This window comes from Dactylosporangium sp. NPDC050688 (assembly GCF_040654515.1).
GTDB lineage: Bacteria > Actinomycetota > Actinomycetes > Mycobacteriales > Micromonosporaceae > Dactylosporangium.
The window spans coordinates 1-12,307 of record NZ_JBFAIC010000130.1 but is presented as its reverse complement, the minus strand read 5'-3'; the positions used below and the strand labels follow the sequence as shown (position 1 = coordinate 12,307).

Sequence of the window (12,307 nt, the reverse complement as noted above, 5' to 3'; positions counted from 1 at the left end):
CCAGCAGCTGGGCGCCGACGCCCTGGCCGAGGAAGTCGGGCCGGACCGCGAGCCGGGACAGGTGGGTTGCCGCGACCCGGCGGTCGCTTTCGTCCGGGACATCCCGGGGGCCGCCGCTTTTGTGGTGCGGCAAGGGGGCAGGTGGGGCCTGTCGCGGGCCCACAGGATGGAGCGGCCCAGGTGGTGCGGACCCGGGACCCCAGAGGGACGGCGGGACAGCACAAAACAGCGGCGGCGTCCACGTCGTTGTGGGCGCCGCCGCTGTCGGCGGTGGGGCTGTCCGGGCTACCGGTTCACGTACGGCCGGGCGCCGATCGCGGCGAGCTGCTGCTCCTCCTCGTCCTCGACCATCACACCCTCGATGATCGCGGTGTCGGCGGTCGCGGCGATGAGCACCGGCAGCGGGTCCATGAGCGGGTCGAGGGAGGCGCGCTGGACGGGGACCAGCGACTCCTCCACCGGCTCCGCCAGGATCACCGGCACCGTGGCGTGCCCGACCGCCCGGACCCACGCCTGCGGCGAGTCGAGGTCGATCTCGTCGACCGCCGGCTGGACCAGCTCGGCCGGCTCCAGCTCCTCGACGATGTCGACCAGGATCACGTCCTCGTGCCGCACGATCGGGCGACCGGCCTTGTGGCGGCCGCGGTACGCGTCGGAGCGGCTGTTGCGCCGCAGCGCGAGCTTCGTGACCGAGGCGATGGGCGCCTCCGCCGGCTCGGCCTCGGCCTCGCTCGAGCGGCCCTTCGGCACCGTGAGGACGAACAGGATGATCACGTCCAGCGTGACCATGAGCAGCGACCACGCCGGGTACGCCCGGAGCATGGCCAGCTGCGAGATCGCGTGCAGGGCCACCACGCTGACCGCGGCGGCCCGGGCGCTGGCCTTGCGGGCGCGCAGCGCGATGCCCGTGATGCCGAGCAACATACCGAGGGACACCGTCGCGGCCGCCCAGGTCGTGGCGCTGGTGAATGCCACATCATTCTTGTCGAACCCGATCCCCCCGCTGGCGAAACCCACCAGCAGCCCCTGCGAGACGTTCAAAGTGCCGACGAGAGCGAGCATCGTCGTCCCGAACGTGGTCCATTCCTTCACCACACCGCCGCCGCTGTCCATCCGCCCTACTCTCCCTACTGCCTCTGCCGTCTACCGAATCGGTTGCACCTGGGGAACAGCGGCGGGACATACATGTGGGCCGTGCCGGTCCCGATCGAAACCAGGACCGGCACGGCCTATCTCCCCCGTTGTTTCTCTGTTCCCCCCGGAACAGGCCCGGATGGCCGTTCCGGACGCGCCGCCCGCGCGTCCGGAACGTCCACGTCGTGCCTGGGAACATGATTCGAGGGAGCAGGGTGAACGTGGATCACCCTCGATGGGTGAGGTTCCGGGTCATCTGGCCACCGGCTCTGCGGCCAGCAGACAGGCGTCGTCGTCGGGGTTGCCGCGGCGGGCGCCGTCCAGCGCGCGGTCCATCCGCTCGTCCGGCGGCCAGGCGCGCATCGCGGCCCGCACGTCGTCGGCGAGTCCCTGCACGCCCTGGTCGATGGCCTGGTCGCGGCGTTCCACGACGCCGTCGGTGTACATGAACAGCAGCTCGCCGGGCTCGATGCGCATCGCGGCGTGCGGGTACGAGGCGCCGGGCTCGACGCCGAGCGCCATGCCGGGCGGCTGCCGCAGCGGCCCGACCCCGTCGGCGTTGGCCCGCAGGATCGGCAGGTGGCCGGCGCGGGCCCAGACGAGCATCCGGTCGGCGGGCCGGAACCGGCCGCACACCGCGGTCGCGAGCATCGTCGTGCGGCGCCGGCACAGCATCCGGTTCAGGGCGGACAGGATGGTGCCGGGCTCGTCGCCGGCGAGCGCGAGGGACGTCATCGACGCCCGCAGCTGCAGCATCGTGCCAGCGGCGTCGGGGCCGTGCCCCATCACGTCGCCGACGGCGAGCATCACGTCGCCGCCCGGGAGGGCGATGCCGAGGAACCAGTCGCCGCCGACGCCGGCGATCGTGTCGGCGACCGCGTACCGCACGCCGACCCGCACGCCGTTGACCGCTACATCCGTCGTCACCACGTCACACCCCTGAGCCTTCGTCGGTCGACGGCCGGAGCACCGGCAACCGCCCATATCGTGGCCCTCACGGCCGGGTGGGTGGCTCGCCCGGAAAGGGTGGTTGGCGACGACGGTCACACCACACGGGAGGGTGAGACCTCAGATCAGGCTGAGCTCGCGGGCACGGCGCACCGCGTCGCGGCGGCGGCTGACGCCGAGCTTGCGGTACACGTGCCGGACATGGGTCTTGACGGTGTTGGTCGACACGCTCAGCACGGCAGCGATCTCCGCGATCGACAGCATGCTGCGCAGGTACAGCAGTACCTGCGACTCCTTCTCGGTGAGCGGGTCGGCCATCGCGGCGCCGGTGGGTGCCGACCACGCCGCGAGCCCGTCGGCGGGTGTGCCGCCCGGCGGGGCGCTGCCTGGCATCATGCCGTTGAACGGGGCCGTGCCGTTGAGCGGGGCCGTGCCGTTGAGCGGGGCCGTGCCGTTGAACGGTGCCGGTGCCACCGCCGCGGGCACCCCGGCGGCCGGGCCCGGAGCCGGGACGCCGAGTGGCGCGGGGGACGTGGGCGCGGCGGCGACGGCCGGGTCGTGCGGGTCCTCGCGCTCCAGCTCCGGCGGCCGGGTGACGGTGAACCCGGACGGCGCCGCCAGCACCTCCGCGATCCAGGTGGCGTGTCCCTGGAACGGCCGGCGGATGCCCTCCGGGCCGGCCATCCACAGCGCCCGGTCGAGCTGCTCCGACGCGGCGCCGACGTCGCCGAGCTGCCGCAGCGCCTGCGCCAGCAGGACCGTCGCCGACACGGCGGTCACCAGCGAGCCCGGCCCGTTGTCGAGGATCCGGTCGGCCAGCTGGGCCGCGGCGGCCGGGCGGCCGTCGGCCAGGTGCAGGCGGGCCAGGGCGAGCAGCGGCTCGTCGGACCCGGGCCAGCACCGCACCACCTCGGCGATGACCGTATGCGCCTGGTCCATCCGCCCGTCGTGCAGGCACAGCTCGGCGTGCAGCGCCTGGGCGGTGACGTCCGCGTACCGCGGCATCGCGCCGACCCGGCTGTCCAGCAGCGGCTCGAGGGCATCCAGCGCGCCGGCGTGGTCGCCGCGGTCGAAGAGCAGCAGCGCAAGCGCGATCGCCCCGCTGACCCACCCGTTGGGGTCCGGCTCGGCGTTGGCGCTGATGCTCTCCTCGATGTGGAAGCGGGCCTCGTCGAGCTGGCCGCGCTCGCGGCAGACGGCGGCCAGCACCAGCCGGGCGTAGCTGATGTTGCGCGACTCGGCGATCCCCGCGTCGCGGCAGCTGTCCAGGACCCGCCGGGCGCAGGCGGCGGCCGCCGACAGCCGGCCGCGGCTCAGGTGCGCCAGCGCCTGCAGCCGGTTGGCGTGCACGGTCAGCAGGTTGAACCCGGACTTGCGGGCCAGGTCGGCACCGAGCTCCAGGGCGGCGTCGGCCTCGTCGAGCCGTCCGATCGCCACCTCGGCGCCGGCGCGGGTCAGGTGCGCGACGGCGCGCGCCGCGTCGGTGAAGTCCGCGTAGACGTGCTCGCCGGCCGCGTCCGCGGTGCGCTTCAGCAGCCGCGCCGCCGCCTCGCCGGACCGCTCCGGGTGCTCCGCGGCGGCCGCCTCGGCGAGCCGCATCGCCGCGAGGATCTCGGCCTGCACCGCCGCGGGCGCCTCGCCGAGGCCGCGCTCGCCGAGCCGGATGAACGCCGACATGCCGGCCAGGTCGCCGGTGTCGCGGCAGAACAGGGCGAGCGCGAAGGCGAGCATGGGCCGCTCGGCGATGTCCGGCGGCGGCTGCGTGCCGTCCCGCGCCGTCAGCGCCCGCGGTCCCGACCCGGCCAGCTCCGGCCAGTACTGCACGAACAGCCGCTCGGCGCTGATCCAGTCGCTGCCCGCGATCGCGTGCGTCAGGGCGTCGCTGGGCAGGCCGTTCGCCGCGTACCAGCCGGCCGCGGCCCGGTGCAGGGCCTGCTCCTCGGCGAACGGCAGCGTGCTGCGCAGCTCGGCGCGCAGCATCGCGCGCAGCAGCCGGCGGTAGCGGTACCAGGAGTGCGAGCCGCCGTAGAAGCTGGCCAGGGCGTTGCCGCGGCTCATCTGGGCCAGCAGCCGGGCGCCGCCGCGGCTGCCGGTCAGCGCCTCGACCAGGCCCGGGCACACCGTCTCCAGGATGGACGTGCGCAGCATGACCTCGCGGATCTCCGGGTCGAGGTGCTGCAGGATCTCGCGCCGGACGTACTCGGTGAGCCCGACCTCCTCGTTGAGCCCCGCCTCGCCGAGGACGATGTCGGTGACCATCCGCTCCGGCTCGTGCCGGCCTACCATGGCGGACAGGATGACCGCGACCGCGGCCGGCCAGCCCTCCGTCACGTGCCAGAGGGCGTAGCGGAAGTGCAGGGCCAGGCGCACCCCGTAGCCGTCGGCGAGGCCCGCGACCTCGTCCTGGGTGAGGGCCAGGTGGTCGGTGCGCAGCTCGTTGAGCTGGCCGCTGACCCGCCACCGGTACAGCGACAGCGGCGGCTCGGTCCGCGCCAGGATGAGGAAGCTGATCCTGTCGCCCAGGCGGGTGATGAGCCGCTCCAACCGGCGCAGCACCGTATGGTTGGTGACGTGGTGCAGGTCGTCGAGGACGACGACGGCGCGCTCGTAGTGGTGGGCGTTGCTCCACGCGTAGGTGGCCGGGTCGACGGCGATGCCGGCGGCGGTCAGGGCGTTGACCAGCTGCCGCCAGGCGGTGGCGCCGCAGTTGACCTCGAACCGCACGTATGCGGCCCGGCCGGGCGCGCGGCCGCCGTGGATCCACGACGCGACCAGGGCGGTCTTGCCCCAGCCGGTCGGTGCGCAGAGCAGCGTCACCGGGTGGGACGCGGCGGCGTCGAGCTGCTCCAGGAGCCGTTCCCGCGCGAGGTGTACCACCGGCAGCGCGGGCGTGTCGGACCGCCGCTCGACCACGGGTGCCTCGATCGGCCGGCTCGGCGCGGTCCAGGCACGGAACCGCTCAGCGGCGTCGTTGTGCGCCAATATGTCAAGAGTGCTGTCGCGTGGAACGCCGTGATGGCTCGTATGCACCGTCACTCCCGAAGACGCGGTTTCCGACGTGCCGGTCGGCCCTTCCCTGGCGGTGTAATGGTCGGACAACTGACGCCGACCACCATAGATCTCAGACCCGCCCGGAGGGGAGGGTTCGCATTCGCCTGCGTCGATTGCACAAGTACAAAGATTGACGAATTTCGCATGGTTGAGCGTTCTACAAGTAGATATCCATCGATTGATAGCATCATCCTGCCGTACGCCGTGTGCGCGGTGCGGAGTGGGACACGCGGATTTCGTCCGGTTTTGCTGTCCGTGTCAGTTGTTACTGCACGTCTTGTGGCTACACAGCGTGAACCCGGCTCCGGCGGGCTTCTGGAGGGTCCTGCGGACGTGTACGGAATAGCCCGTTTCGACCGTGGCGAAGGCGTCGGGCACGCCGATGGAGATCATCCTGCAGGGTTTCGCGGCGTGTCGACACGCGATCTACTCCCATTTGCAACGTCAACTACTCAGTCTGCTGACCGAGACGCCAGCAATGTTGCTGAAAATTACAACGGTGTCATCAGCAACACTCCTCTTAGGTGCCCTGTGGCTTACTCAAACGCGTGTCAATCTGCAAGTTGCAGTCCGCAGTAACCGGCATAGGGTGCATTCCAGGCGCCCACCGTGACCGGCGGGACCGCCGCAGCCGTTGCGCCACCACTCGGTTGTCGGTTTGGATGGTTCGTCCGTGAATGTTCCAGGACCGGAGGTCCGGTGTACGACCTCAACAGCCTCTCGCTGAGCGAGATCGTGCGCTGCGGGACCGAGGTGCGCGCTGCCGCCGGTGCGGAGGAGGACCTGCCCGGGGCGCTGCGGGCGGTCGCGACGCTGCTGCGCGACCGGGTCCGCGACGGGTGCGCCGAGCCCGGCTTCGCCTGGCTGTGTCTCGCTGCCGGCGCGGAGGTCGTCACGCTCGGCGACCTGCCCGCGCCCCTCCTGCCGCCCCTCGCCGCGCTGCCGCTGGGCGTGCACCTGCACGAGGCCGACGACTACCCGGTGCGGGTCGTGCTCGCCGTCGTGGTCCCCGGGCACCGCCTGCTCGCCGGCGTCACCGTCCGGCTGGACCGGGAGACCGCGCAGCTGTTCGAGCTGATCGGCCTCAGCCTGCGCATCGGCCTGCAGCCGCACCAGGGCGCCGGCCCGGCCGAACGCGAGGCGGCCCTGGGCGACCTGCTCACCGCCGTGGAGCGGGCCGCCGCCGAGCAGGCCGGCCGCCTGGAGCGGACCGTCGCCGAGCTCGGCGAGGCCGCCGGCCGGCTGCGCCGCAACCAGCACGAGCTGCGCGAGCGCGAGGCCCGGCTGCGGGAGGAGACCAGCCTCGTCGAGGCGCTGCACGCCGTCGGCACCGACCTGTCCTCGGAGCTCGACATCGGCCGGATCGTCCAGCGCGCCACCGACGTGGCGACCAGCCTCACCGGGGCGGCGTTCGGCTCGTTCTTCTCCGCCGTCACCGACTTCTCCGGCGCCACCGACTTCACCGGTGTCACCGGTGTCACCGGTGTCACCGGTGTCACCGGTGTCACCGGTGTCACCGGTGAGCTTGGCGGGTCCCACCTGCTCCACGCCCTCTCCGGGGTGCCGGGGGAGTCGTTCGCGAAGTTCCCGATGCCCCGCAACACGAAGCTGTTCGACCCGACGTTCCGCGGTATCGGGCACTTGCGCAGCGACGACATCACGAAGGACCCGCGCTACGGGCACAACGCGCCCTACGCCGGCATCCCCGACGGGCACCTGCCGGTCGTGAGCTACCTGGCCGTGCCCGTCGTCTCCGCCACCGGCGAGGTGCTCGGCGGCTTCTTCTTCGGCCACCCGCGACCGGCCCGATTCACCGCGCGGCACGAGCGGCTCGCGGCCGGTGTCGCCGCGCACGCCGCGGTGGCGCTCGACAACGCCCGCCGGTACCTGCGCCAGCGCAACGCCGCCGTCGAGCTGCAGCGCAGCCTCCTGCCGCGCATCCCGCGGGTGGAGGGCCTGGAGGTCGTGTCGCGGTACCTGCCCGCGGCGAAGGGCGTCGAGGTCGGCGGCGACTGGGTCGACCTGGTGCCGCTGTCGGCCGGCCGGGTCGCACTCGTCGTCGGCGACGTGATGGGCAAGGGCATCCGCGCCGCCGCCGTCATGGGGCAGCTGCGCACGGCGATCCGCTCGTACGCGTCGCTGGAGCTCTCCCCGGGGCGGCTCATGCGGCAGCTCAACACGCTGCTCGCCGCCGACCTCGACACGCAGACGGCGACCTGCCTCTATGCGGTCTACGACCTGGTCAACGGCACGCTGAGCTACACCAACGCGGGGCACCCGCCGGCCGTCGGGGTGCTCGCGGGGCAGCCGTCGCGGCTGCTGACCGGGCCGGTCGGGCCGCCGCTGGGCACCGTCGACTTCCCGTACACGGAGCAGTCCGTCGTCGTGCCGCCCGGCGAGGCGCTGCTGCTGTACACCGACGGCCTGGTCGAACGGCGCGACAGCAACATCGAGGACCGCCTGGACGCCCTGCAGCGGCGCATCGCCCTGCACCCGCGGCCGAGCCTCGATGCGCTCGACGACCTCGTGGCCGGCATGGTCGACCCGGCCCACCACGAGGACGACATCGCGGTGCTGTACGTGCGGCAGCCACCCGGCGAGGTGCCGCGCACCGCCGTGGCGGACCACCCGGCGTCGCCCGCGCAGAGCCGGGCCGCCCGCCGCTTCGCGCAGGAGACCCTGAGCGGCTGGGGCGTGCCCGGCGAGCGGGTCGAGACGGTGGTCGCGGTGGTCGCGGAACTGTTCGCCAACGCGACGACCCACGCCCGGACCCGCCGCGTCGAGCTGCGCCTGCACCTGCTGCCGGCGCACGTCGCGGTCGAGGTCTTCGACCAGGACGGCCGGCTGCCGTTCCTGATCGAGTCGGCGTTCGACGACGAGCACCACCGCGGCCTGCACATCGTGCGCGCCGTGTCGGACCGCTGGGGCACCCGCGCGGTGCCCGACGGCAAGATCGTCTGGGCGGAGATCCCGCTGCGTCCAGCGCCGTGACCCGCCGCCGCACCACCCGCGGCCCGGCTCCCGGCCGGACCGCGGGGGCGCGGTCTCAGCTCTGCAGCCGGGCCAGCTCCTCCTCGACGATCGACTCGTCGAGCTTGCGGAACACCGGCGTCGGCGCGGACAGGGCGGTGCCCGGGGTGATCGGCACCGGCTCCCACGTCGCGCCGGTCGCGTAGTCGCCGGTCAGGACCGGGTACGTCAGCCCGTTGTCCAGGTCCTCGACCTCGACGATCTGCGGCATCGGCGCGTGCACGCCGGTGCCGCCGAGCAGCTCGTGGATCTGCTGCGCCGCGTGCGGCAGGAACGGCGTGAGCAGCGTGTTGCAGTCGCGCACCGCCTGCAGGGCGACGTGCAGCACGGTGCCCATGCGGGCCTTGTCCTCCTTGAGCTTCCACGGCGACTGGTCCGAGAAGTACTTGTTGACCTCGCCGACGATGCGCATCGCCTCGGTGATCGCCGCCTTCTGCCGGTGCTTGGCCAGCAGGTCGCCGACGCTGGTGAACCCGGCGCGGACCGACTCCAGCAGCGCGGAGTCCTCCGCCGTCAGCTCGCCCGCGGCCGGGATCTCCCCGAAGTTCTTCGCCGCCATCGAGATCGAACGGTTGACCAGGTTGCCCCAGCCGGCGACCAGCTCGTCGTTGTTGCGCCGGCGGAACTCCGCCCAGGTGAAGTCGGTGTCCGTCGCCTCCGGCCCGGCCACGGCGATGAAGTAGCGCAGGGCGTCGGCGTCGTAGCGCTCCAGGAAGTCCCGCACGTAGATGACGACCCGGCGCGACGAGGAGAACTTCTTGCCCTCCATCGTCAGGTACTCCGAGGACACCACCTCGGTGGGCAGGTTGAGCGCGCCGAGCGAGCCCGGCTTCGGTGCCGAGTAGCCCAGCAGGATCGACGGCCAGATCACCGAGTGGAAGACGATGTTGTCCTTGCCCATGAAGTAGAACGCCTCGGCGTCCGGGTCCTGCCACCACTTGCGCCACGCCTGCGGGTCGCCGGAGCGGCGGGCCCACTCGATCGAGGCCGACAGGTACCCGATGACCGCGTCGAACCAGACGTAGATGCGCTTGTCGTCCCGGTCGCGCCAGCCGTCGAGCGGGATCGGCACGCCCCACTCCAGGTCGCGGGTGATCGCGCGCGGCTGCAGGTCGGCGATGAGGTTGCGGGAGAACTTCAGCACGTTGGGCCGCCAGCCCTCGCGCGTGTCGAGCCAGGCGTTGAGCTGGTCGGCGAACGCGGGCAGGTCCAGGAAGAAGTGCTCGGTCTCCACGAACTCCGGCGTCTCGCCGTTGATCTTCGACCGGGGGTTGATGAGCTGGTCCGGGTCGAGCTGGTTGCCGCAGTTGTCGCACTGGTCGCCGCGGGCGCTGTCGTACCCGCAGATCGGGCACGTGCCCTCGATGTACCGGTCGGGCAGCGTGCGCCCCGTCGACGGCGACCGCGCGCCGAGCGTGGTCTTGCTGACGATGTACCCGTTGTCGTGCAGGCCCTGGAACAGCTCCTGGACGACCTGGTAGTGGTTGCCGGTGGTGGTGCGGGTGAACAGGTCGTACGTCAGGCCCAGCCCGTGCAGGTCCTCGACGATGACGCGGTTGTACCGGTCGACGAGCTCGCGCGGGGTCACCCCCTCGGCGTCGGCCTGGACCTGGATCGGGGTGCCGTGCTCGTCGGTGCCGGAGACCATCAGCACGTCATGACCGGCCATCCGCATGTAGCGGCTGAACACGTCGGAAGGCACTCCGAAGCCGGACACGTGACCGATGTGGCGCGGCCCATTGGCGTAAGGCCAGGCGACCGCGGCGAGAACACGACTCATGACCTGCAAGCGTAGTGACCCGTCCGCTGATTCGGCGAAGGGGATACTTTCTCCCGACACGCTAGGTGGCATCCTGAATATCCAGTATTGCCCGTTGTCCAATGAACCGGTGAGCGAAGAACCAGCGTGGTGGCGTGGCCAGGCCGCCGGAATCCCGCCCAGGCCCGCCGACGCCTTCCCGTTGTGGCCGACCACGTCGACGACCACGGTGCGGGCGCCCGACACCGGCCTGGGCGGCGACCTGGTGCCCGCTCATCAGGGGCCGGCCGGGCTCGACCCGGAGCTCGCCGACCCCGACGCCCGTGACGCCGGCGCCACGGCGGCCCTGGAGCACCTGCGGCTCGCCACCGCACGCCTGGAGCAGACCGCGGCCCAGCTGTCCGATATGCAGCCGGCCGGGTCAGGGCCGGTCGGGGCGCGGCCGGTCGAGGCGCGGCTGTCGGCGGCCCGGCCCTCGGAGGCGCAGCTGTCGGCCGGGAGCGAGCTCTGGCCGCCGCCCGCGATGCGCGTCATGCGTCAGCCCCGCGACGCCGCCCGCACCTCGCCGCCGCCGAAACGCCCGCCGCGCAGGCCCCGTACCCTGCGCAACCCCGCCGCGGGCCTGCCCGCCATGCTGGTGATCGCCCTGCTCGCCGGCTTCTTCGCCTGGACCAGTGCCGAACCCTTCTGGCTCGACCTGGGCCAGGGCGAGCGCGGCCACGCCCAGGTCACCCGCTGCACGGGCGACGGCGTCCTGCGCCGCTGCTCCGCGACCTTCCAGTTCGAGTCGGGCGCCGCCGTCACCGGGGTCCCTGTCGTCGGCGCCGACGACGCGCCCGGCACCACCCTCGACGCCCGGATGCGCACCGGCGGCCGGATCGCGTACGCCGGCAACCCCTCCGGCCTGCGGGTCCGCTGGACGGTCGGGTTCGCCCTCATCCTGCTGTGCGGCGCCGCCCTGTGCTGGGCCACCGGCGCGGGCCGTCTCGGCCGCTTCCGCACCCGCCTGGCCGCGTACGCGCTGACCGCCGCCGCCCCCCTCGTCCTCGGCCTCGGCATCCTGGCCGCCACGTACTGAGCTGCTGGGTCACGGCTGCCGCCGCGCCCCGGCGGGGGGGTTCCCACCCCGCACCCCCATGCTCGCTGCGCTCGCACCGCCTGCGCCGTGCGCGGCGGCGTGCGCGCATGCGCGGCATCCCGGGGTCGCCGCGCGTCGTGGTGTCCCTCGGCCGGCGTCCCGCTGCGCGCCGGCCGGCGTCGGGCTCGAGCCGGCGTTCACATACACCGGCCGATGCGCGCGCGGATCGGCGCGGCGGCGGAGGCGGCCGGTCCGCTTGGAAGTTTCAGGCGTGGGCGGCGGCGTAGACCTCTCGTCTGGGCAGGCCGTAGCGGGTGGCCACCGCGGTGATCGCGTCCTTCTTCGAGGTGCCGGTGGCGACCAGGTCGGCGACGGAGGCGGACAGGGCGGCGTCGGTGGGGCGTTCCAGGGCGACCGCGGGCGCGCCGCCGACGACGAGGGTGATCTCGCCGCGGGCGGAGGCGGCGTCACCGGCCAGCTCGCCGAGGGTGCCGCGGCGGATCTCCTCGTAGGTCTTGGTCAGCTCGCGGCACAGTGCCGCCGGGCGGTCGGCGCCGAACACGGCGGCCAGGTCGCGCATCGTGTCCTCGATGCGGTGCGGGGACTCGAAGAAGACCAGGGTGCGCGGCTCGGCGGCGAGGGACGCGAAGTACGCCCGGCGCTCGCCCTGCTTGCGCGGCGGGAAGCCCTCGAAGCAGAACCGGTCGCAGGGCAGCCCCGACACGGCCAGGGCGGTGGTGACCGCGCTCGGACCGGGTGCGGCGCTCACCGGTACACCCAGCGCCACCGCCGCACGGACCAGCCTGAACCCGGGGTCGGACACGCTGGGCATGCCGCCGTCGGTGACCACCGCGACGGTCGCCCCGCCGGCCAGCAGCTCCGCGAGCTCCGGGGTGCGGCGCTCCTCGTTGCCCTCGAAGTAGCTCACGAGCCGCCCGCCGATGGTGACGCCGAGGGTCTGGGCGAGCCGACCCAGCCGGCGGGTGTCCTCGGCGGCGACGACATCGGCGGTGGCGAGGACCGAGCGCAGGCGGGGTGACGCGTCCTCGGGATTGCCCAACGGCGCTCCGAGCAGAATCAATGGCACATGTGCGATGGTGGCATCCCACCGCCTACGATCGCGCAATGACCTCGGTGCTGACCGACGCAAGCGAGACGCCGCCGCAGGCGGTCGAGCCGTCCACGGCCCGCCCGGTCGCCGACGCGGTGCGCCGCCGGCTCGCCCGGCCGGGTCGGGCGACGCCCGGGTTCTGGCTGGCGGCGGTGCTGGTCACGGGCATCGGGTTGCTGCTGCGGATGGTGAACCT

General features: G+C 73.0%; 8 protein-coding genes. 3 read left to right on the top strand and 5 right to left on the bottom strand.

From position 1 onward, the window contains the following. Positions 1 to 285: 285 nt before the first annotated feature. The 3 genes from AB0H83_RS50530 to AB0H83_RS50520 form a co-directional block, all read right to left on the bottom strand. Positions 286 to 1,113 (bottom strand): hypothetical protein, encoded by an 828-nt coding sequence (locus AB0H83_RS50530; protein WP_360110777.1) that lies wholly within the window; start codon positions 1,111 to 1,113, stop codon positions 286 to 288. A 273-nt stretch (positions 1,114 to 1,386) separates the two neighbouring features. Continuing rightward, positions 1,387 to 2,061 carry a PP2C family protein-serine/threonine phosphatase gene (locus AB0H83_RS50525; protein WP_360110774.1) on the bottom strand — a complete coding sequence of 225 codons (675 nt, stop codon included), beginning with the start codon at positions 2,059 to 2,061 and terminating at the stop codon, positions 1,387 to 1,389. A 141-nt stretch (positions 2,062 to 2,202) separates the two neighbouring features. Further along, positions 2,203 to 5,064 carry a LuxR C-terminal-related transcriptional regulator gene (locus AB0H83_RS50520; RefSeq protein ID WP_360110771.1) on the bottom strand — a complete coding sequence of 954 codons (2,862 nt, stop codon included), beginning with the start codon at positions 5,062 to 5,064 and terminating at the stop codon, positions 2,203 to 2,205. 768 nt (positions 5,065 to 5,832) lie between these two features. Between AB0H83_RS50520 and AB0H83_RS50515 the strand changes: the two genes are divergently transcribed. Continuing rightward, the gene (locus tag AB0H83_RS50515) at positions 5,833 to 8,124 is read left to right on the top strand and encodes an ATP-binding SpoIIE family protein phosphatase (protein WP_360110768.1); all 2,292 of its coding nucleotides are present in this window, start codon (positions 5,833 to 5,835) and stop codon (positions 8,122 to 8,124) included. Between the two features lie 55 nt (positions 8,125 to 8,179). Here the strand turns inward: AB0H83_RS50515 and metG are convergent, their stop codons facing one another. Then, on the bottom strand, positions 8,180 to 9,943 hold the full coding sequence (gene metG / locus AB0H83_RS50510; RefSeq protein ID WP_360110765.1) for a methionine--tRNA ligase: 1,764 nt from the start codon (positions 9,941 to 9,943) through the stop codon (positions 8,180 to 8,182). 109 nt (positions 9,944 to 10,052) lie between these two features. On the opposite strand from metG, the gene AB0H83_RS50505 reads away from it, so the two are divergent. Further along, a complete protein-coding gene (locus AB0H83_RS50505) occupies positions 10,053 to 11,000 on the top strand; it encodes a hypothetical protein (protein ID WP_360110762.1) in 948 nt (315 codons plus the stop codon). Positions 11,001 to 11,265: 265 nt separating this feature from the next. Here AB0H83_RS50505 and rsmI read toward each other — a convergent pair whose 3' ends face one another. Continuing rightward, positions 11,266 to 12,096, bottom strand: coding sequence for a 16S rRNA (cytidine(1402)-2'-O)-methyltransferase (rsmI, locus tag AB0H83_RS50500; protein ID WP_360110780.1), 831 nt, complete (start codon positions 12,094 to 12,096; stop codon positions 11,266 to 11,268). A gap of 29 nt (positions 12,097 to 12,125) precedes the next feature. Between rsmI and AB0H83_RS50495 the strand changes: the two genes are divergently transcribed. After that, a partial coding sequence (locus tag AB0H83_RS50495) for a hypothetical protein (RefSeq protein WP_360110759.1) occupies positions 12,126 to 12,307 on the top strand: 182 nt, incomplete at its 3' end.

Coding starts and splice junctions, on each gene's coding strand:
- metG (WP_360110765.1), bottom strand. CDS start 9,943: ATGAGTCGTGTTCTCGCCGCGGTCGCCTGGCCTTACGCCAATGGGCCG.
- AB0H83_RS50530 (WP_360110777.1), bottom strand. CDS start 1,113: ATGGACAGCGGCGGCGGTGTGGTGAAGGAATGGACCACGTTCGGGACG.